Genomic DNA, 21,070 nt, shown 5'->3' on the forward strand with positions numbered 1-21,070 from the left:
GCCGAGCGTCATCGCGACAATCCTGCCTTTTTCGATGATGTCATCCGTACCGTGCGCAGCTCGGTCGAGCGCATGACCCGGTTGATGGAGCAGTTGCGCGATGGTGTGCGCGGCGAGGCGCCGCAGCGACTGAGTCTGGCGCCCTTGCTGGAGGAGTTGGTGCGCGGGCGTGGCGGGCATGCCCCGGTGCCGGTGTTCGAGGCGCCGCTATCGTCGCCCTGTGTGTGTGCCGATCGCGAGCGTTTGCTGACTGTGTTCGGTCATTTGGTGCAAAATGCACAGGAAGCGACCACGCCGGAAGGGCGCGTGGTGGTTCGTCTGTTCGCAGAGGGCCGATTCGCGATCGTCGAGATCGAGGATGATGGCGTCGGCATGTCGCAGGAATTCGTCCGCGAGCGGCTGTTCAGGCCCTTCGACTCGACCAAGGGCTTGACCGGCATGGGGATCGGCGCATTCGAGAGCCGCGAGTTCATCCGGCTGCTCGGCGGTGATCTTTTGGTGTGTAGTCAGCCGGGGGAGGGTACGCTGTTTCGTGTATGCTTGCCGCTGGATGGCGAGTTACAGCAGGAGGAGCGCGTGCACGCCGGGCATCATGGAGTGGCCTCATGAAGGGCTCGGAGAAGTGTCTGTTGGTCGTCGAGGACGACCCAGGGCTGCAGAGCCAGCTGCGCTGGTGCTTTGATGGTTTCGAGGTGGTGCTCGCCGGTGATCGGCGTGAGGCGCTGGCGCAGTTGCGTCGCCACCGTCCCAGCGTGGTCACCCTGGACCTTGGCCTGCCGCCCGACCCCGGCGGGGTGAGCGAGGGGCTCGCGCTGCTCGAGGAGATCGTCGCGCTGGCCCCACAGACCAAGGTCGTGGTGGTCACCGGCAACGATGATCGCAGTCATGCGCTCAAGGCGATCAGCCTCGGGGCCTACGACTTCTATCTCAAGCCGATCGACGCCGAGACCCTCAACCTGGTGGTCGAGCGTGGCCATCGGCTGCATGCGCTCGAGACCGAGAATCTCCGCCTGCAGCACAGCCAGATGGACTCGCCGCTGCGCGGCATCATCGCCAGCAGCACGCCGATGCTCGAGGTCTGTCGTGCGGTCGAGAAGGTCGCGCCGACCGACGTCACCACCCTGATCCTCGGCGAGAGCGGGACCGGCAAGGAGCTGTTCGCCCGCGCCCTGCACGAGATGGGGCCGCGCGCCTCGGGCCGGCTGGTGGCGATCAACTGTGCCGCCATCCCCGAGAACCTGCTCGAGAGCGAACTGTTCGGCTACGAGAAGGGCGCCTTCACCGGCGCGGTCAAGCAGACCCGGGGCAAGATCGAGTACGCCGATGGCGGCACCCTGTTTCTCGACGAGATCGGCGACCTGTCGCAGCCGCTGCAGGCGAAGCTGCTGCGTTTTCTGCAGGAGCGGGTGATCGAGCGGGTCGGTGGTCGTCAGGAGATCCCCGTCGACCTGCGGGTGATCTGCGCGACCCATCGCGATCTGCGGGCACAGATCGCCGAGGGCAGTTTTCGCGAGGACCTTTTCTATCGGGTCAGCGAGGTGACCATCACCCTGCCGCCGCTGCGCGATCGCGAGGGTGATCTGCTGGTGCTGGCGCGCGCCTTTCTCGAGCGCTACAACCGTGAGTACGCCAAGACGGTGCGTGGTTTCACCAAGGATGCGCTGGCGGCGATGGAGACCTATGCGTGGTCGGGCAATGTGCGCGAACTCGAGAGTCGGGTCAGGCGGGCGGTGATCATGGCCGATGGGCAGCAGTTGACACCTGCCGATCTCGAGCTGGCGCCCGCCGGCGCCGAGCCGGTCCTGCCGCTGAACCTGCAGCAGGTCCGTGAACAGGCCGAGACTCGGGCGATCCGTCAGGCGCTTGCCCGGGTCGACGGCAATATCACTCAGGCTGCGCGGTTGCTGGGCGTGACCCGTCCGACCCTGTACGGCCTGCTCGATAAGTATGGGCTCAAGGAATGAGGTCGTGGCGACCTTCAGGCACTGTGATCGTGTTTACACGATTGGTGCTTGGTGCTTTGTCCTCGTGGTTTGCGCCACATCTATGCAACGCATGGCGGAGTACGGACGCGGCGCTCGGCGAAGATCATGAACAAGCCGCGCCCGGCCTCGCCGGGCGCGGTATCGGACCAGGGCTGGTCCCTGGAGCTTGGTTACAGGGGGAACACTGTTGAGCGCGTATCTTGGATCGATCGACGGCGCCTGGTCGCGGTTGTGCATGGGCGCGGCACTGGTGCTGCTGGCCGGTTGTTCTGGCTCCGGCAAGGACCTGCCGCCGGTCCCGCCGGAGCAGCGCGAGCTGGCGGTGCAGCAGGGATACTTCTACGAGATCGCTCCGGGCGATTCGGTCAGCATCTTCGTCTGGGGCCTCAACGACCTCTCGGGAACGGTCCCCGTGCGCCCCGACGGCATGCTCACCACGCCGCTGATCGAGGACATGCCGGCGAGCGGCAAGACCCCGTCGCAGCTTGCCCGCGATCTCGAAAAGGAATATGCGGTCTATGTCCGCTCGCCGATCGTTACCGTGATCGTCAAGGGCTTCGTCGGACTGCCCTCGCAGCAGGTGCGGGTCATCGGCGAGGCGATGGCGCCAGCCGCGGTGCCGTTTCGCAAGCACATGACTCTGCTCGACCTGATGATCGCCGTCGGCGGACTGACCGATTTCGCCGCCGGCAACAAATCGGTGCTGGTGCGCTACTACGGTGGGGAGCGCCAGGAGTATTCGGTACGGCTGGATGATCTCATTCGCGATGGTGAAATCGCGGAGAACGTGAGCTTGCTCCCGGGCGATATCCTGATCATCCCCGAAGCTTGGTTCTGAAGCCGTGCAACAGCCCGGCGTGATGCAGGTTTAGACTGAAAGAGGACGGCGATGCACGAACTCCTGGCCCAACTGTTCGGCTACGCGCGCGGCATGTGGCGTTACCGCTGGCTCGCGCTCGTCGTCGCCTGGGCGATTGCGATCGCCGGATGGACCATCGTCTCGCGTATCCCCGATGAGTATCGCTCCTCGGCGCGGGTGTTCGTCGACACCAACAGTGTGCTGCGGCCTCTGCTGCGCGGTCTGACCATCCAGCCGGATCTGGTGCAGCGCGTGGCGCTGATGAGCCGAATGCTGCTGAGCCGACCGAATCTGGAAAAGATCATCCGCATGAGCGATCTGGATCTGAAGCTGCGCACCGAGGCCGAGCGCGAGCGGCTGATCAGCGATCTCGGCAACAAGATCAAGATCCGTGGCGATCGCTCCAACCCCTCGCTCTACACCATCTCCTTCGAGGATCGCGATCCCCAGAGCGCCAAGCTGGTGGTGCAGTCGCTGGTGTCGATCTTCATCGAGGAGGCGCTGGTGAGCGATCAGCGCGCCACCTCCAACGCCCAGGACTTCCTCGATCAGGAAATCGAGGAGTACGAGGCACGGTTGCGTGACTCCGAGCACCGTCTCGCCGATTTCAAGCGTCGCTATGCCGGGTTGCTGTCGGGAGATATCGGCAGTTACTACTCCAACCTCCAAGCGGCGCAGAAGGAGCTCAAGGACGCCGAGCTGACCCTGCAGGAGGCCAAGCGGCGTCGTGATCAGCTCCAGCAGCAGATCGAGACCCAGGAGCAGGCGCTGGAGAACGCCGAGGCGCTGGTTCCGCAATTGCCCGATGATCCGCGCATCGCTGCGCTGCAGACCAAGCTCGACGAGCTGCTGCTGCGCTACACCGAACGCCACCCCGATGTCATCGAGCTGCGCCGATTGATCCGCGAGATCCGCTCGCGTCAGCAGCAGCGCAACGAGATCACCGGTAGCTCGCTGATGGCCACCACGGTACAGGCCGACAGCCTCTATGGCAGCCTGCGCATGGCGCTCAGTCAGGCCGATGCACAGGTGGCGGCACTGCAGGCGCGGGTCGATGATCATGGCCAGCGGGTGCGTGACCTCGATCAGAAGATCGACACCATCCCCGAGATCGAGGCGGAGCTGACCCAGCTCACCCGTAACTACAAGACGATCGTCGCCCAGCATGCCGAGTTGCTCGAGCGGCGTGAATCGGCGCGGCTCTCGAGCGAGGTCGAGAAGACCGCCGAGGGGGTCAAGTTCCGCGTCATCGATCCACCAGTGGCGCCGCTCAAGCCCTCGGCGCCGAACCGGCTGCTGCTCGCCAGCGGCGTGTTGCTGGTCGCCCTCGGTGGCGGTCTGCTCGCCGCCCTGGCGATGGATCTGGTTCGTCCCGTGTTCGACGATCGGCGGCTGCTCTATCGTGCCACCGGTCTGCCGGTGCTCGGCACCGTGGCCCTGGTGCGCTCGCCCACCGAGCGCAGACGTGAACGGGTCATGCTGATCCCGTTCTTCGCGATGACCGTGGGGCTTGCGGTCGCCTTCATCTTAGTTGTCTCCGGTCTGCCGCTGTTGCAGTCTCTCATCTAGTCCGACACACGGACATGCAGGGGGTATCCTTGTGAGTACCATCGAAAAGGCCATTGCCAAGATCGGTCGCCAGGGCGCAGCGGAGCCTGGCGTTGCCGATTCGTCCACCGGTTGGGCGACGTCCGCAGGGAGGCAGGGGCACGTATCGGAGGGAGCCATCACCGACCCGGGACGGGTCCAGCACCTGGCGCTCGAGCGTCTGCGTGCCCAGGGCTTGCTGACCCCGGATGCCAAGCGCTCACAGCTGGCCGAGGAGTACCGGCTGATCAAGCGTCCGCTGCTGATGAATGTCGACAAGAAGGGTGCCGACATCGTCGACAACGCCAACATGATCATGGTCACCAGCGCCCTGCCGGGCGAGGGCAAGACCTTCTCGGCGATCAACCTGGCGATGAGCATCGCCATGGAGCGCGATCGCACGGTGCTGCTGGTCGATGGTGACGTGGCCAAGCCGACCGCGGCCAAGCGCCTGGGGATCGAGGCCGAGCTGGGGTTGACCGATCTGCTCGACGGTAGCTGCGACTCGGTGGCCGACGTACTCGTGCATGCCGATGTGGCCAACATGCGCATCCTGCCGGCCGGGCGTCGTCACGAGCGTGCCACCGAGCTGCTGGCCAGCGAACGGATGAGCATGGTCATGGCCGAGCTCTCGACCCGCTACAGTGATCGTGTGGTGATCTTCGACTCACCGCCGCTGCTGCTGGCCAGCGAGAGCGCGGTACTGGCCGAGATGATGGGGCAGGTGATCATGGTGGTGGCTGCCGAGCAGACGGGGCAGCACGCGGTCAACGAGGGGTTGGCGCGACTCGGCGAGGACAAGATCATCGGGTTGCTGCTCAACAAGTACCGCCCCGGGCTCGGCAATCGCTATGGCACCGGTTACCGATATGGTTATGGATACGGATACGGTTATGGACAAGCGCCAACGGCGGACGAATCGGCGGCCCAGCCCGGCGTCTGACCCGGGTCCGTGCTGTCGGGGAGTGGAGTCATGCTGAAGCCCGCGCGGCATCGTCATCTGGTGTCGTTGTGCCTGTGTGCGACCGCGCCCCTGATCTGGGGCGCCGCCTGGGGCGCGGACTGGCGGCTGTCGCGTCAGCTCAGCGTCAACGGGGTCTATACCGACAACCTCTCGCTCTCCGAGGAGGATCAGGGCAGCGACTTCTATGTCGAGCTGACCCCGGGCTTCGTGGTCTCAGGCAAGGGAGGGCGCGCGGAACTCGATCTCGCCTATTCGCTGCAGTACCTCAACTATCTCAGTTCGGACAGCGGCGACCGGGCCAATCACCGCCTGCAGGGCAACGGCCGGGTCGAGCTGCTCAGGGAGCGGCTGTTCGTCGATGCCAAGACGACTGCGCGCCAGGAGTTGATCGACCCACTTGGTCCGACCAGCGGCGATGCCACCAACCGCTCCGATAACCTCCAGACCAGTTACACCTACGAGATCTCGCCTTCTTATTACGAGCGCTTCGGCCGTCGTGCGGAGCTGACCGCGCGCTTCTCCAACAACGGGGTCTTCTACTCCGACGAGGGCAGTGACAGCATCGGCTATGATGGCTCGATCGAGCTGCGCAGTGGTCCGGCCTTTGGCACCACCAACTGGGCCCTGTTGATCTCTTCCGAGCAGATCGACTACCAGGACGACGAGGTGCCCTCGGATACCTATTCCGATGCCAGCTTTCTGCTCGGCAACCAGCTCTCGCGGCGCTGGCGCCTCGACGCCACCCTGCTCTACGAGGACAACGACTACACCTCGCGTGATGGCACCAGTGGGGCCGGTTGGGAGCTGTCGACCACCTGGACGCCGACGCCTCGGACCTCGCTGCGGGTCGGTGTCGGTCACCGCTATTTCGGCATGACGCCGGTGCTCGACTTCTCCCATCGCAGCAAGCGCTCGATGTGGCGCGCGAGCTATGCTCGCGATGTCTCCAGTGCGCGGGGCGATCGTCTCGATTCGGAGGTCTTCGCGTTCGAGGACGTCTTCGGCGATCCGACCGTCCCCGAGGTGACCGCACCCTTCGAGGTCACCGACGACACCGCGGCACCGACCACCGGAACCTATATCAGCAACACCTTCGAGACCAGCTACACCCTGCAGACCCGACGCAGCACCCTGGGGGCCACGCTCGGCTATGTGCTGCGCGAGTACGAGGCCACCGCGGAGGATCAGTCGACGATGCGCGCCCGGCTGTTCTGGAGTCGGCAACTCTCCGGCCTGACCCGCTCCAACCTCACCCTCGGCTGGAGCCGGAGCGAGCTCGACCAGACCAGCGTGACCGATGGCAGTGACGAGCGCGACGAATACACCCTCGATGCCGGACTGAGCCGGCGCGTCGGCACCAACACCCGGGTGGCGCTGCAGTATCGGTTGAGCAGCTCCGATGACATCACCGAGAACCGCGTGACCCTGGGCCTGGTCACCAGCTGGTCGGACTGAACGTGCTGGATGCCGTCCCGTCCCCATCCCTTCGCATGCGTCCGGCGCCGGAGCGGCGTCCGGGGCAGAGCCCTGTCGCGAGTCCGTCAGCCATGCTGAACGCCATGACCATCGACGTGGAGGATTACTTCCAGGTCTCCGCCTTCGAGCGTCACATCGCTCGCACCGACTGGGAGCAGATCCCCTGCCGGATCGAGCGCAACATGGATCGAATCCTCGAGCTGCTCGAGCGTCATGCCACCCGCGCGACCTTCTTCACCCTCGGCTGGATCGCCGAGCGCCATCCCCGGGTGGTGCGCGAGCTGGTCGCCGCCGGGCATGAGCTGGCCTGTCATGGGTTGGCCCATGTGCGCGTCACCCAGCAGACGCCGACGTCCTTTCGCGAGGATGTGCGCCGCAGCAAGGCGCTGCTCGAGGACATCGGCGGGGTCGAGGTCCGTGGCTATCGCGCGGCCAGCTACTCGATCGATCGCGACAACCAGCGCTGGGCGCACGAGACGCTGTACGACTGCGGCTACCGCTACAGCTCCAGCGTCTACCCGGTACGTCATGATCTCTACGGCATCCCCGAGGCGCCGCGCTTTGCCTACCGACCGCTCGCCGGGGTCGAGGACTTCGTCGAGATCCCGATCACCACCAGCACGCTCCTCGGGCGCCGCCTGCCCAGTGGCGGCGGTGGTTTCTTCAGACTCTATCCCTACGCGCTCTCGCGCCAGGCGATCCGACGGATCAACCGTCGCGAGGGCGCCGCCGCGATCTTCTACTTCCACCCCTGGGAGATCGACCCCGACCAGCCCCGTGTCGGCGGTCTCCCGCCGCGTACCCGGGTGCGTCACTATCTCAACCTGGCACGCACCGAGGCGCGGCTCGAGCGCCTGCTCCAGGATTTTCACTGGGGACGCATGGACCAGGTCTTTCTCGAACCGCAAGGAGTGTCTGTTCGCCGATGATGGACTCGCCATCGACCGCCCCCGCCGACCCGGACACGTCAACCGCCGCAATCCGTATCGCCCGACTCGAGACGGACGCCGATCTCGCCCGCTGGGACGCCTTCGTCGACCGTCACCCCGAGGCGACCTTCTTCCACCGCGCCGGCTGGAAGCAGGTGCTCGAGCAGGGGCTCGGTCATCGTGCGCCCTTCCTGTACGCCGAGCGTGACGGCGAGCTGTGCGGCATCCTGCCGCTCGGCGAGATCCGCAGCCTGTTGTTCGGGCGCGCGCTGATCTCCACCCCTTTTTGTGTCTACGGCGGCGCGGTCGCCGACGACCCGGAGGTCCGCGGGCTGCTCGAGGCCGAGGCCTGCCGGCTCGCCGAGACCGCCGGGGTGGGGCACCTGGAGCTGCGCGAGCGCGAGCCGCATCACCCGGAGTGGCCAGGCAAGGCGCTCTATGCCACCTTCCGTCGAGCGATCGATCCCGACCCCGAGCGCAACCTGCAACAGATCCCGCGCAAGCAGCGGGCGATGGTGCGCAAGGGGATCAAGGCGGGGCTGTCGAGCCGCTTCGACGAGGGCGTCGATGCTCTCTATCGGGTCTACAGCGAGAGCGTGCGCAACCTCGGCACCCCGGTGTTCCCGCGTCGTTATTTTCGCGTGCTCAAGCAGGTCTTCGGCGATGATTGCGAGGTGCTGCTGGTCGAGCACCAGGGCGCGCTGGTCTCCGGGGTGATGAGCTTTCGCTTCCGCGACGAGGTGCTGCCCTACTATGGCGGCGGCACCCAGGCGGCGCGCGCGCTCAAGGCCAACGACTTCATGTACTGGGAGGTGATGCGCCGGGCCTGCGTCGACGGCGCGCGTACCTTCGACTTCGGGCGCAGCAAGCGCGGCACCGGGGCCTTCGACTTCAAGCGCAACTGGGGCTTCGAGCCCGAGCCGCTGCACTATGCCTATCGGCTGGTGCGTGCCAGCGAGCTGCCCGATGTCAACCCGCTCAACCCCAAGTATCGGCTCTTCATCGCGGCCTGGAAGCGGCTGCCGCTGCCGCTGAGCCAGCTCATCGGCCCGCTGCTGGCCAGGAATCTCGGCTGAGGATCACACCCGGACATGGATGATCTGCTGTTTCTGGTCCACCGCATCCCCTATCCACCGAACAAGGGCGACAAGATCCGTTCCTTTCACCTGCTGCGCTTCCTCAGCGAGCACTATCGGGTGCACCTGGCGACCTTCATCGACCAGCCCGAGGACCGCGTCCATCGCGCGCGTGTCGCCGAGTGCTGCGCGAGCAGCTGGTTCGGTACCCTCGATCCGCGCCGCGACAAGCTCCTGAGCCTGCGCGGGCTGCTCGGCGGCGAGCCGTTGACGCTTACCTATTACCGCGATCGCGCGCTGCGGCGCTGGCTGCGCGAGACTCGCGCGCGTCATGCCATCGGTCGCGTGCTCGCCTTCTCCTCATCGATGGGCCAGTACCTGTTCGATCCGGCCTGCGCCGATCTGCGCCGGGTGATCGACCTGGTCGATGTCGACTCGGAGAAATGGCGCCAGTACGCCGCCGAGAGTCCGCCGCCGATGCGCTGGGTCTATGCCCGCGAGGCGCGGCGACTGGGCGCGTTCGAGCGTCGCCTGGCCACCGCCTGTGATGCCTCGACGCTGGTCTCCGAGGCCGAGGCGGCGCTCTTTCGTGAGCGGCTCGATGACGCCTCGGCGCGGGTCGAGGTGGTCGGCAATGGTGTCGACACCGCGCACTTCGCCGTGGCTCCCGGGACGCCATCGCCCTATCCGGACCTCGCCCCCAGGCTGGTCTTCACCGGCGCCATGGACTACTGGGCCAATGCCCAGGGCGCGGCCTGGTTCGCCGAGCAGGTGCTGCCGCGGATCCGCGCACGTCGGGCCGATGCCGAGTTCTGGGTGGTGGGGATGAATCCGACCCGCGCGGTGCGCCAGCTCGGGCGGCTGCCCGGCGTGGTGGTCACCGGCGCGGTGCCCGACGTGCGACCCTATCTGCAACATGCCGCCGCGGCAGTGGTGCCGCTGCACATCGCCCGCGGTATCCAGAACAAGGTGCTCGAGGCGATGGCGATGGCGCGTCCGGTCATCGCCACCCCGCAGGCGCTGGAGGGGATCCCGGCGGCCCCGGGGCGCGAGGCCCGGGTGGCCGAGGCAGTCGAGCCCTTCGCCGCCGAGTGTCTCGCCGCGCTGGCGACGTCCGATGACCCGATGGGCGCACAGGGTCGGGCGCTGGTCGAGCGCCATTTCGCCTGGGAGGCGACCCTGCCCAGGCTGGTCGAGCTGTTGGAGGGTGGATCATGAGTCGAGTCGACTGGTTGTCCCGACCGCTCTCGCCGCGGGCGCGGCTGATCTGGCTTGCGCTGCTGCTGCTCGTGCTGCTCGCCGCCTTCTGGCCGACGGTTGCCGGGATGATCGAGATCTGGACGCGCTCGGAGACCTTCACCCACGGCTTCCTGGTGCTGCCGGCGGTGTTGTTCATGATCTGGCGCGAGCGCGCCGGGCTGCGCGAGGTGGTGCTGCGCGGCGAGCCGCTGGCGCTGCTGGCGATCGCCGCCGGGGGGCTGGTGTGGCTGCTGGCGCGGCTCACCGAGGTGGCGGTGATCGAGCAGCTGGCGCTGGTCGGGCTGAGCTGGGCGCTGATCGGGCTGGTGCTCGGCCGGACGATGCTGTGGCGTCTGGCCTTTCCGCTCGCCTTCCTGCTGTTTGCGGTGCCCATGGGCGAGGGGTTGATCTACCCGCTGATGGAGTTCACCGCCGCCTTCACCGTCAACCTGCTGCGCCTGACCGGCATCCCGGTGTTCTGGGACGGCACCTTCTTCAGCATCTCCAGCGGTGACTGGTCGGTGGTGGAGGGCTGCAGCGGGGTGCGCTATCTGATCGCCTCGCTCTTCCTCGGGGTGATCTACGCCTATCTCAGCTATCGCTCGCCCTGGCGCCGGCTTGCCTTCATCGTCCTGGCGGCGGTGGTGCCGCTGCTCGCCAACGGGTTGCGCGCCTATCTGATCGTGATCATCGCCCACCTCAGCGACATGCGCCTGGCCGTCGGCGTCGATCACCTGATCTACGGCTGGGTGTTCTTCGGGCTGGTGATGTTCGTGCTCTTTCTCATCGGCGGGCTGTGGCGCGAGCCGCCGCGCGCCGAGCCAGAGACGCCGACGGTGTCCTCCACCGCCGATCGGCGGGGCGCGCGGCGGCGTGGCGGACACGCGCTGCCCGCGCTCGGGCTGGCGTTGCTGCTCGCCTGGCCGGCGCTCGCCGCCGACCTCGAGCGCCCGCGCGCGATTCAGCCGCTCGCGCTCGCGCCGCTCGCGGCCCCCGCCGGCTGGACGACGGGCGCGGCCTTCACCGAGTGGCGCCCGACCTATCTCGGCGCGAGCGCCACCCTGGAGCAGGTCTTCGTCCGCGATGGCGAGCCCGTCGGGTTCTATCTCGCCGGTTATGCCGGCGAGGGCGGCGAGCTGGTCAACTCGCAGAACGTGCTGGTCGCGCAGAAGCACCCGAGGTGGAAGATGCCGCAGCAGGCGCCGCGTCGCGAGGATCTTGCCGGTGGCTCGCTGGGGCTGATCGAGTCGCGGGTACGGACCCCCGAGCAGACCCTGCTGGTGTGGCACTGGTACTGGATCGACGGCGCGCATCTCGCCAACGACTACCTGGCCAAGCTCCATGAGGCGCTGGCGCTGCTCCAGGGGCGCGGGCGTCACGAGGCCGGGGTGGTGATCTACACCCCGCTCGGACTCGATCCGCAGGCCGCGCGCGCGCGGTTGCGTGCCCTGGCCGAGCCGTTGCGCCCCGCGCTCGACGCCCTGCTCGATGCCCCCAGTCGTCCCGCCGCCGGAGTCCATGATGGCCGAGAATAATCCGCCGCTGATCGTCCATGTCATCCACCGGCTCGCCGTCGGCGGGCTGGAGAACGGACTGGTCAACCTGATCAACCGCACCCCGGAGGGGCGCTATCGTCATGCGATCCTCGCCCTCGAGGGCGTGGATCCTGACTTCCGCGCGCGCATCGAGCGACCGGTCGAGGTCCACGACCTCGCCAAGCGTCCGGGGCAGGACCTCGGGCTCTATCTGCGGATGTGGCGCGCGCTGCGGCGGCTGCGCCCGGCGATCGTCCATACCCGTAACCTCGCCACCCTGGAGATGCAGCTCCCGGCGCGATTGGCCGGGGTGGCGCACCGCGTCCACGGCGAGCACGGGCGTGACGTCCACGACCTCGACAACACCCGCCGCCGGTATCGCTGGCTGCGCCGTGCCTTCCGTCCGCTGGTCGAGGCCTACATCCCGCTCTCGCGCGAGCTGGCCGAGTATCTGCGCGTGGATATCGGGGTCGCGCCCGAACGCATCCACACCATCCGCAACGGGGTCGACGAGCAGCGCTTCCGCCCCGCGCGGCCCGACGAGGAGCCGCGCGCGGTCCTGCCCGCGGGCTTCGCCGGACCGGATGACCTCGTCATCGGCACCGTCGGGCGGCTCGAGCCGGTGAAGGATCAGGCCACCCTGGTGCGTGCCTTCATCGCCCTGGTGCGCGAGGACCCGGCGCGCGGCGCGCGGTTGCGGCTGGTGCTGATCGGCGACGGCTCGCAGCGCACCCGGCTCGGCGCCCTGGTCGATGCCGCCGGGCTCGGCGCCCAGGTGTGGTTCGCCGGCAGTCGCGACGACGTGCCGGCCTGTCTGCGCGCGCTCGATCTGTTCGTGCTGCCCTCGCTCGGCGAGGGCATCTCCAACACCATCCTCGAGGCGATGGCCTCGGGGCTGGCGGTGGTGGCGACCGAGGTCGGCGGCAACGGCGAGCTGGTGGTGGCCGGGGAGACCGGCGCCCTGGTGCCGCGCGACGACACCCAGGCACTTGCCGCCGCGCTGCGGGGCTATCTCGCCGACCCGGCGCTGGCGCGTACCCAGGGCGCGGCGGCGCGCTCGCGAATCGAGGCCGAGTTCGGCCTCGGCACCATGGTCGCGCGTTATCTCGAGGTCTATGACGGGCTCCTCGCGGGGCCGGGGGAGTAGGACAGTCCATCATGTGCGGAATCGCAGGCATCTTCGATACCCGGGGACCGGGGCCGATCGACCCCGAGCTGCTCGGACGGATGAACGAGGCGCAGCATCATCGCGGCCCGGACGACGGCGGGGTCCACATCGAGCCCGGGGTGGGGCTGGCGCACCGACGTCTGTCGATCATCGACCTCTCCGGCGGGCATCAGCCGCTGTTCAACGAGGACGAGACCGTCGCCGTGGTGTTCAACGGCGAGATCTACAACTTCCAGGAACTGGCCGCCGAGCTGCGCGCCGCCGGGCACCGCTTCCGCACCCACAGCGACACCGAGGTGATCGTCCATGCCTGGGAGGCCTGGGGCGAGGCCTGTGTCGAGCGCTTTCGCGGCATGTTCGCCTTCGCCATCTGGGATCGCGGACGCGAGACCCTGTTCCTCGCCCGTGACCGGCTCGGCATCAAGCCGCTGCACTACGCGCTGCTCGACGACGGCCGGCTGCTGTTCGGCTCCGAGCTGAAGGCGCTGCTGGTCGACCCGACGCTGCCGCGCGCGCTCGACCCCCAGGCGATCGAGGAATACTTCGGCTTCGGCTATATCCCCGATCCACGCACCATCTTCGGCGCGGTGCGCAAGCTCGAACCCGGTCATACCCTGACCCTGCGCCGGGGCCGCACGGCGCCGCCGCAGCCGCGCCGCTACTGGGATCTGGATTTCGCCGACAACGGCGTGCGCGATCTCGACGGCGCCGGCGAGGAGCTCATCGAGCGGCTGCGCGAGGCGGTGCGTATCCGTCTGATCTCCGAGGTGCCGCTCGGTGCCTTCCTCTCCGGCGGGGTCGACTCCAGCGCGGTGGTGGCGATGATGGCCGGGCTCTCCGAGCAGCCGGTCAACACCTGCTCGATCTCCTTCGGCGATCCGCGCTACAACGAGTCGCGCTATGCCGAGCAGGTGGCCGGGCGCTTCGCCACCCGGCACCTGGTCGAATCGGTCGACCCCGACGATTTCGCCCTGCTCGAACGGCTCTCGGCGCTCTACGACGAGCCCTATGCCGACAGCTCGGCGCTGCCGACCTATCGTGTCTGCGAGCTGGCGCGCAAGCGCGTGACCGTCTGTCTCTCCGGTGACGGCGGCGACGAGAGCCTCGCCGGCTATCGCCGCTATCGCTGGCATCTCTACGAGGAACGGCTGCGCCGGTTGTTGCCGCAGGGGATGCGCGGGCCGCTGTTCGGGCTGCTCGGGCGGGTCTATCCCAAGGCCGACTGGGCGCCCAAGGTGCTGCGCGCCAAGTCGACCTTCCAGGCGCTGGCGCGCGACTCGCTCGAGGGCTATTTCGAGAGCGTCTCGATCCTTGGCGACGGGCTGCGTCAGTCGCTGTTCTCGGCCGATTTCAGGCGCGAGTTACAGGGCTATCGCGCCGTCGAGGTGCTGCGTCGTCATGCCGAACGCGCCCCTGATCATCCGCTCTCGCGGGTGCAGTATCTCGACCTCAAGACCTATCTCCCCGGCGACATCCTCACCAAGGTCGATCGCGCCAGCATGGCCCACGGGCTGGAGGTGCGGGTGCCGATCCTCGACCACCAGCTGCTCGAGTGGAGCGCCGGGCTCGCCCCCGGCCTCAAGCTCTCCGGGCGCGAGGGCAAGTATGTGTTCAAGCGCGCGCTCGAGCGCCATCTCGACCCGGAGATCCTCTATCGTCCGAAGATGGGCTTCGCGGTGCCGCTCTCGGCCTGGTTCCGCGGGCCGCTGCGCGAGCAGGTGCGCGAGACCCTGCTCGGCGACCGGCTCGCCGACACCGGGCTGTTCGACAGCAAGCAGCTCGCCTGGATCGTCGACCAGCATCAGTCGGGGATGCGCGAGTTCAGTCCGGCGATCTGGAGTCTGTTCATGTTCGCCGCATTCCACCGGCGGGTGATCGACGGCGAGGGCTGAGGGAGATCCCGGTCGGCCATCGCCGGTGGGACAAGGAAGAGAGGAGGGAGGCTGGTGCGCGAGGGGGGACTTGAACCCCCACGGATTGCTCCACTGGAACCTAAATCCAGCGCGTCTACCAATTCCGCCACCCGCGCAAGCGCATCATTCTATACCGAATCCACCGCGAGATTAAACGGGCGCCGATCGCCATCGGCGCCCGTGTCGTTCAGGGCGTGACCGTGGTCAGGCCGACGCTCACCCAGTCCTGCATCCCGCCGCGATACCACTTTAGCTTGTGCAACGGATAGCCGATCTCGACCAGGTTCTTGATGTTGGCGGTCGACTGCGGGCACCAGATGCCGTTGCAGAACAGCACCAGGGTCTTGGCCTCGCCGAAGTCCCAGCCGCCCCCGGCCAGTGGTTCGGCGGCGAAGGTGTCGGCCAGCACGTGGTGGAAGGTGTCGGCCTCGGTGGGGGTCTCGAAGGTGCCGGCGTTGTCGCGGCTGATGGTGTTCCAGGGGATGTTGACCGATCCCGGGATGGTGCCGCGCAGTACCCAGTCCGGGGTGCGCGAGTCGACCACCAGGATGTTGTCGTCGCCCTGCTCGATGCGCTTGAGATAGTCGAGCAGCTCCAGCTCGCCGATGGTCTCGACGCCGGGGACGGCGACCATCGGCTGGACGCAGAAGGGCGGGCAGCCGCGATCTGTCTTCTGGAACGCCTCGGGCAGGGTCGCGTCGCGGTCGTGACCGCGGGCGATGGTGACGCTCTCGCCCTGGTGGGTGACGGTGACCGATTCGATCTCGGGGGAGATCCGGTTCTCGGCGGCCGGTGCGGCGGTGGCGACGCCGAGCGCGCCGGTCAGCGCGACCAGGATCAGGGTGCTGTTCGCGTGCATGGAGGTCTCCTGGGCTCAGGGTTGGCGGATATAGTCGGGGAAGTCGGCGTCGCGCTCGCGCAGCGCCTGCGCGTGACCGAGTTCGCCCTGGCGGCGGGCGCGTTCGGCGAGCGCGATGGCGGCCTCAAAGTCACCGGCGCGGGCCAGTCCCTGCGCCTCGGCGATCAGTTTGGCGGTGTCGCGCCACTCGCCGCCGACCGCGTCGGCGCGCGCGCGTGCGGCCTCGGCCGCGGCGATCGCCGCCTCGGCTGCGGCGGCGCCGGGCTCGGTCTCGTCGCGTTGCGCCTGTTCGTAGGCATGGGTGTCCTGGGCGATCGCCTGCTCGGCGATCCGCACCGCCTTGGTGTATTGGCGCGAGGGCAGCAGCCCCGCCGCGCGTTCGATCAGCGCCGCGGTCTCGGCGACCTCGGCCCCGGCCTCGACGGCGCGTTCGTGAGCGGCGCGCGCCGCGGCGATCGCCGCCTCGGCCTCGCTGCGGTGGGTGGCCCAGGCGGGTGCGATCATCAGTGTGGTGAGCGCCAGAACGAGGGTGAAGCGGGCGCGGGTGCGAAATGGCGTCATGCCGTCATCTCCTCTGGTGCGTGGGCCGGGATCATTTGCGCGCACCCGGGCCGTTGAGCGGCAGACCGTTGTTCATGTAGGTCATGAAGAACTCCAGGTTGCGATATTCCTCGCCCTGGGCGGGGAAGGCCTTGGCGCGGACCTGCTCGTTGCAGCCGCTGAAGCGGCGGTGCAGGGTGCCCATCTCGCCCCACTTGGAGCGATAGACCGGGAAGTGGGTGGTGTGGCCGTAGGCGGGACTGAGGATCTCGGTGCGCAGCGTGGTGCCGGAGTTGCCCATGTGGCAGTGGCTGCAGGCGAAGTTGAGCTGGCCGCGACGGGCGAAATAGAACTGTCTGCCCTGTTCGTAGGCGGCCAGCGCGCGGGGGTCGTCCTCGGGGATCTCGACGGCGGTGATCTGGCCACGCGAGGCGAAGGCGATGTAGGCGACCAGGTCGGCGATCGGGCCTTTCTTGTACTTCAGCGGTGGCTCGTCGTTGGCCGCGCGGCAGTCGTTGAGCGCCAGCGGCAGGGTGATCACCATGCCGCGCTCGCGGTCCCAGTGCGGATAGCGCCCGGCGATCGCCGGCCCGTCGGGGAAGCAGTCGGCATAGCCCTGGCCGTTGGCGAAGGGGGTGTTCCACATCTCCTCGCCCTTGCTGAGGGCGGTCTCGTAGGGGGGGAACTCCTCGATCGCCTCCCAGTTCTCGCGCCCGACCGGGTCGAGCGCGTAGGCGCCGTTGATGAAGTCCTCGGTGGCGATGGCGGGGAAGCGGGTCTCGAAATACTGCTGGAAGGCGGCGCGGTCCTCCTCGGGACCGGCCGCGACCGGGGCGGCGAGCAGTGCGCCGGCGAGCAGCGCCAGGGCGCGATGGCTGGTCTTGGCTGTCATGCGTGCTCCTCCGTGTCGGGTGGCTGCGGTGCCGTGATCCTCTATAGCGACCAGACGAACTCGACCACATCGGCGAATTCCCGCTCGGTGAGGATCTCGTGCTTGCCGAAGGGCGGCATCACCACCTCGGGGTTCTGCGCCGTGGGGTCCCAGATCTGTTCGGCGAGCGCGCGTTTGCTCGGGTAGCGGGTCTGCATGGCGATCAGTATCGGGCCGATGGCGCCAGGGCTCTCGGCGCCGGCGATCACGTGGCAGGCGACGCAATTGCCCTTGGCGCGCGTGGTGGCGACGATGCGCCCGGCCTCGATGTCGCCCTCGAGCGTGAGGTCGGAGGGCATCTCGGCGCGCGTCGGTGCGGTGCCGAGCGCCAGGGTGAGCGAGAGTGCGGTCAGCACCAGCCTGGGGTGCGGGGACGAGCTCATGCGGGGCCTCCTGGATCTCCGTTGGTGACGGTGGTGGTCTGGGGCGGCCAGGGGCGTGATCGTCGGCGATCCGGTCGAGCGTCGGTGGTGTCGCGCGCATCGTGGAGCGGTGCGCGCCGGGTCGAACGGTACCGGATGTCTTCTATCGTTATTGTGTGCGCCGCCCCGTGCGCCGAAGGTGAAGGTGACGACCGGTGTTTTCAATCTCGTCGTGACACCTTCGATGTCGTCGCGGGGTGTCTTGCAATCGTGGCGGGAGCGCCGATTTCTTTGTCTTGTTAGTCCGCACGGCCCGATGCCGAGCCCGAGAGAACCCAGCAGGAGGACAGCCTCGATGACCCTGTCGCGACGTGACTTCGTGCGCCTGCTCGCCCTCGCCGGCGCCGCCGGCATGCTCCCGCTCAGTGCCCGCGCCGCACGGCGCATCCCCGCCGATCCCTACGACCTGCCGGTCTTCGGCAATCTCCGGCTGCTCCACATCACCGACACCCATGCCCAGCTCAACCCGGTCTACTACCGCGAGCCCAACGTCAACCTCGGGCTGGGGGCGGCGCGTGGGCGAGCGCCGCACCTGGTCGGGCAGGCGCTGCTCGATCACTTCGGGGTCGCACCGGGGGGGCTCGAGGCCCATGCGCTGACCTATCTCGACTATGCCGAGCAGGCCGAGCGCTTCGGCCGGGTCGGCGGCTTTGCCCAGCTGCGTACCCTGGTCGAGCGGCTGCGCGCCGAGCGCGGGCGCGAGGCCACCCTGCTGCTCGACGGCGGCGACACCTGGCAGGGCTCGGGGACGGCTTACTGGACCCGTGGGCGCGACATGGTCGGCGCCTGCAACCTGCTCGGCGTCGACGTGATGACCGGGCACTGGGAGTTCACCTATCGCGATGCCGAGGTGATCGACAACATCGCCGCCTTCGCCGGCGACTTCGTGGCGCAGAACGTCAAGGTGCGCGAGGAGGCGCTGTTCGACTATCGCTTCGAGGACTTCGCCGGCTTCGACGAGGACCTCGGGCTGGCCTTCGACCCCTATGTGATCCGCGAGGCCGGCGGGGTGCGGGTGGCGGTGATCGGCCAGGCCTTCCCCTATACCCCGATCGCCAATCCGAGCCGATTCATCCCCGACTGGACCTTCGGCATCCAGGAGGGACGGCTGCAGGAGATCGTCGATCGGGTGCGTGAGCGCGAGCGCCCGGCGCTGGTGGCGCTGCTCTCGCACAACGGCATGGACGTCGATCTCAAGCTCGCCTCGCGGGTGCGTGGCATCGATCTGATCCTCGGCGGTCACACCCACGACGGCGTGCCCGCGCCGCAGGTGGTCGACAACCCGGGCGGGCGCACCCTGGTGACCAACGCCGGCTCCAACGGCAAGTTCCTCGGGGTGATGGACCTCGATGTCGGCCCCGGGGGGCTGCGCGACTTCCGCTATCGGCTGCTGCCGGTGTTCTCCGACCTGATCGCGCCGGATCCGGAGATGACCGACTATATCGCCGGGGTGCGTGCACCCTACCGCGCGCGCCTCGAAGAGCCCCTGGCGGTGGCCGGGCAGACGCTGTATCGTCGCGGTAACTTCAACGGCACCTTCGACCAGCTCATCTGCGATGCGCTGCGCACGGTCAAGGACGCCGAGATCGCCCTCTCGCCCGGGTTCCGCTGGGGGACCACCCTGCTGCCGGGGCAGACCATCACCATGGAACACGTGCTCGACCAGACCTGCATCACCTATCCCGAGACCTATCGGCGCGAGATGACCGGCGCCGAGCTCAAGGCCATCCTCGAGGACGTCTGCGACAACCTCTTCAACCCCGATCCCTATGTCCAGCAGGGCGGCGACATGGTGCGTAGCGGCGGGCTCGACTATGTCTGCGAGCCGGGCGCGGCGATCGGCTCGCGGATCCGGTCGCTGCGTCTCGCCGACGGCACGCCCATCGAGGCCGACAGGCGCTATGTGGTGGCCGGCTGGGCGAGCGTCGGCGCCCAGGCCGAGGGCGAGCCGATCTGGGAGACGGTGGCGACCTATCTGCGCGATCGCGAGCGGATCGACATCGCCCGGCTCGAGACCCCACGTCTCGAGGGCGTCGCCGACAACCCCGGCATCGCCGATTATCCAGGAGAGGTTTAGTGCGTGATGGCAGTGGGCGCGTCGCGGTGTGGCGCGTGGCGGGTGCGGTGGTGGCCGTGGGTTGGAGCGGTGCGGCCAGCGCCGAGCCGGTGGCGGGGTTGATCGAGCCGGCGTGGCTGATCGGACCGTTGCTGCTGCTGGTGGTGACCTTCTTGATCTGGAATCGGCGGCTGCGTCGCGAGGTCGTGCAGCGGCGTGCCGCCGAGCAGGCGTTGCGGCGCTATCGCCAGGTGGTCTCGGCGACCCAGGACTCGATCTCGCTGATCGACCGCAATGCCGTCTATCTGCTGGTCAACGAGTCGTATCTGCGCATCTTCGAGCGTCGCTATGACGACATCGTCGGCCATTCGGCCCGCGAGCTGCTCGGCGACGAGACCTTCGAGCGCGTGGTGGCGCCGCGGTTGGCGCGCTGTCTGGCCGGCGAGACGGTCAACTATCAGGCCTGGTTCGAGCGGCCCAGCACCGGGCGCTGTTATCTCGACGTGATCTATGCCCCTTACCGCGATCAGGGTACGGAGATCGACGGCGTACTGGTCAGCGTGCGCGACATTACCGAGCGGCGCCGTGCCGAGGAGGCGCGCCAGCTCGCCGCCAACGTCTTCACCCATGCCCGCGAGGGCATCGTCATCACCGACCCGCAGGGGGTCATCGTCGACCTGAATGCCGCCTTCGTCGAGATCACCGGCGAGTCGCGCGAGACCCTGCTCGGTCGCCGTCCGGCGGTGCTCGAGTCCGGCGCCGGGCTGCTCGGTGGCAGCGATGCCGTCACCGTCGAGGCGATCTGGAAGACCCTGGCCGATCAGGGCCACTGGGAGGGCGAGTTCTGGGGCCGACGACGCGGCGGCGAGAGCTATGTGGCGATGATCACCATGACCGCGGTCGGCGACGAGGCGGGCGCGTTGCAGCACTATGTCCTGCTCTATCACGACATCACTGCGCTCAAGCTGCAACAGCGCAGGCTCGAACAGGCGGCGCACTACGACGGCCTCACCGGGCTGCCCAACCGCGCGCTGCTGTTCGATCGGCTCGAGCAGGCGATGACTCAGGTGCAGCGACGTGGCGGCGCCCTGGCGCTGGTCTATTTCGACCTCGACGGCTTCAAGGCGGTCAACGACGGGCTCGGCCACGAGGCCGGCGACCGCCTGCTCGCCGGCCTCGCCGTGCGGATGCGCGGGGTGTTGCGCGAGGGCGATACCGTCGCCCGGCTCGGCGGTGACGAGTTCGTCGCCGTGCTGCTCGATCCGGGCGGGATCGCCGAACTCGCGCCGCTGCTCGATCGTCTGCTCGAGGCGCTCTCGCGCCCCATGCCGATCACCGATCACCTGGTGCAGGTCTCGGCCAGCCTCGGCGTCAGTTGCTTCAAGCAGGGCGACGAGATCACCCCGGATCTGCTGCTGCGCCGCGCCGATCAGGCGATGTATCAGGCCAAGCTCGCCGGCAAGGGGCGCTATCGCTTCTTCACCCCGGGGGTCGACGACGCCCCGCGCCGTCACGCGCTCGCCGGCTGAGG

General features: G+C 68.1%; 18 protein-coding genes and 1 tRNA gene. 14 read left to right on the forward strand and 5 right to left on the reverse strand.

Annotated features, from left to right (window positions below):
* From ACAM26_RS16235 to ACAM26_RS16290, 12 genes are all read left to right on the forward strand, one after another.
* Window positions 1-609, forward strand: a 609-nt coding sequence (locus ACAM26_RS16235; RefSeq protein ID WP_369614113.1) for an ATP-binding protein, incomplete at its 5' end; no start/stop codon positions are given.
* Entirely contained in the window at window positions 606-1,964 is a 1,359-nt protein-coding gene (gene prsR, locus ACAM26_RS16240) for a PEP-CTERM-box response regulator transcription factor (protein WP_123142499.1), read from the forward strand. The genes ACAM26_RS16235 and prsR, both read left to right, overlap by 4 nt.
* A 256-nt stretch (window positions 1,965-2,220) precedes the next feature.
* Complete coding sequence (locus ACAM26_RS16245) at window positions 2,221-2,823, forward strand: XrtA/PEP-CTERM system exopolysaccharide export protein (RefSeq protein WP_062277964.1); 603 nt, start codon at window positions 2,221-2,223, stop codon at window positions 2,821-2,823.
* 51 nt (window positions 2,824-2,874) lie between these two features.
* Entirely contained in the window at window positions 2,875-4,413 is a 1,539-nt protein-coding gene (locus tag ACAM26_RS16250) for an XrtA system polysaccharide chain length determinant (protein WP_123140325.1), read from the forward strand.
* Window positions 4,414-4,444: 31 nt separating this feature from the next.
* The gene (locus ACAM26_RS16255; RefSeq protein ID WP_123142498.1) at window positions 4,445-5,374 is read left to right on the forward strand and encodes an XrtA-associated tyrosine autokinase; all 930 of its coding nucleotides are present in this window, start codon (window positions 4,445-4,447) and stop codon (window positions 5,372-5,374) included.
* Between the two features lie 30 nt (window positions 5,375-5,404).
* Window positions 5,405-6,850: a TIGR03016 family PEP-CTERM system-associated outer membrane protein gene (locus tag ACAM26_RS16260; RefSeq protein ID WP_369614114.1), complete on the forward strand. Its 1,446-nt coding sequence runs from the start codon at window positions 5,405-5,407 to the stop codon at window positions 6,848-6,850.
* A gap of 92 nt (window positions 6,851-6,942) precedes the next feature.
* Window positions 6,943-7,800: an XrtA system polysaccharide deacetylase gene (locus ACAM26_RS16265; protein WP_123140322.1), complete on the forward strand. Its 858-nt coding sequence runs from the start codon at window positions 6,943-6,945 to the stop codon at window positions 7,798-7,800.
* Window positions 7,797-8,876: a FemAB family XrtA/PEP-CTERM system-associated protein gene (locus ACAM26_RS16270; RefSeq protein ID WP_123142497.1), complete on the forward strand. Its 1,080-nt coding sequence runs from the start codon at window positions 7,797-7,799 to the stop codon at window positions 8,874-8,876. The genes ACAM26_RS16265 and ACAM26_RS16270 overlap by 4 nt, the downstream gene beginning before the upstream one ends.
* A gap of 15 nt (window positions 8,877-8,891) precedes the next feature.
* Entirely contained in the window at window positions 8,892-10,094 is a 1,203-nt protein-coding gene (locus ACAM26_RS16275; RefSeq protein WP_123142496.1) for a TIGR03087 family PEP-CTERM/XrtA system glycosyltransferase, read from the forward strand.
* Window positions 10,091-11,650: an exosortase A gene (gene xrtA / locus ACAM26_RS16280; RefSeq protein WP_369614115.1), complete on the forward strand. Its 1,560-nt coding sequence runs from the start codon at window positions 10,091-10,093 to the stop codon at window positions 11,648-11,650. Before ACAM26_RS16275 ends, xrtA begins: the two co-directional genes overlap by 4 nt.
* Window positions 11,637-12,797, forward strand: coding sequence for a TIGR03088 family PEP-CTERM/XrtA system glycosyltransferase (locus ACAM26_RS16285; protein WP_123142495.1), 1,161 nt, complete (start codon window positions 11,637-11,639; stop codon window positions 12,795-12,797). Before xrtA ends, ACAM26_RS16285 begins: the two co-directional genes overlap by 14 nt.
* 11 nt (window positions 12,798-12,808) lie before the next feature.
* Complete coding sequence (locus ACAM26_RS16290; RefSeq protein ID WP_123142494.1) at window positions 12,809-14,710, forward strand: XrtA/PEP-CTERM system amidotransferase; 1,902 nt, start codon at window positions 12,809-12,811, stop codon at window positions 14,708-14,710.
* A 52-nt stretch (window positions 14,711-14,762) separates the two neighbouring features.
* Here the strand turns inward: ACAM26_RS16290 and ACAM26_RS16295 are convergent.
* The 5 genes from ACAM26_RS16295 to soxX all read right to left on the reverse strand — a co-directional run bounded on the left by ACAM26_RS16295 (window position 14,763) and on the right by soxX (window position 17,444).
* Window positions 14,763-14,847: transfer RNA gene (locus tag ACAM26_RS16295), tRNA-Leu, on the reverse strand.
* 71 nt (window positions 14,848-14,918) lie between these two features.
* Window positions 14,919-15,590 (reverse strand): rhodanese-like domain-containing protein, encoded by a 672-nt coding sequence (locus ACAM26_RS16300; protein WP_132229891.1) that lies wholly within the window; start codon window positions 15,588-15,590, stop codon window positions 14,919-14,921.
* Between the two features lie 15 nt (window positions 15,591-15,605).
* Window positions 15,606-16,151 carry a hypothetical protein gene (locus tag ACAM26_RS16305; RefSeq protein ID WP_369614116.1) on the reverse strand — a complete coding sequence of 182 codons (546 nt, stop codon included), beginning with the start codon at window positions 16,149-16,151 and terminating at the stop codon, window positions 15,606-15,608.
* A 31-nt stretch (window positions 16,152-16,182) separates the two neighbouring features.
* Window positions 16,183-17,022 (reverse strand): sulfur oxidation c-type cytochrome SoxA, encoded by an 840-nt coding sequence (gene soxA, locus ACAM26_RS16310; protein WP_123142491.1) that lies wholly within the window; start codon window positions 17,020-17,022, stop codon window positions 16,183-16,185.
* A 41-nt stretch (window positions 17,023-17,063) separates the two neighbouring features.
* Complete coding sequence (soxX, locus tag ACAM26_RS16315) at window positions 17,064-17,444, reverse strand: sulfur oxidation c-type cytochrome SoxX (RefSeq protein ID WP_132229895.1); 381 nt, start codon at window positions 17,442-17,444, stop codon at window positions 17,064-17,066.
* A 334-nt stretch (window positions 17,445-17,778) separates the two neighbouring features.
* Between soxX and soxB the strand changes: the two genes are divergently transcribed.
* Complete coding sequence (gene soxB / locus ACAM26_RS16320; RefSeq protein WP_369614117.1) at window positions 17,779-19,560, forward strand: thiosulfohydrolase SoxB; 1,782 nt, start codon at window positions 17,779-17,781, stop codon at window positions 19,558-19,560.
* The gene (locus ACAM26_RS16325; RefSeq protein WP_369614118.1) at window positions 19,560-21,068 is read left to right on the forward strand and encodes a diguanylate cyclase; all 1,509 of its coding nucleotides are present in this window, start codon (window positions 19,560-19,562) and stop codon (window positions 21,066-21,068) included. The genes soxB and ACAM26_RS16325 overlap by 1 nt, the downstream gene beginning before the upstream one ends.
* The last annotated feature ends 2 nt before the right edge of the window (window positions 21,069-21,070 follow it).

This window comes from Marichromatium sp. PS1 (genome assembly GCF_041155115.1).
GTDB classification, from domain to species: Bacteria; Pseudomonadota; Gammaproteobacteria; order Chromatiales; family Chromatiaceae; genus Marichromatium; species Marichromatium gracile.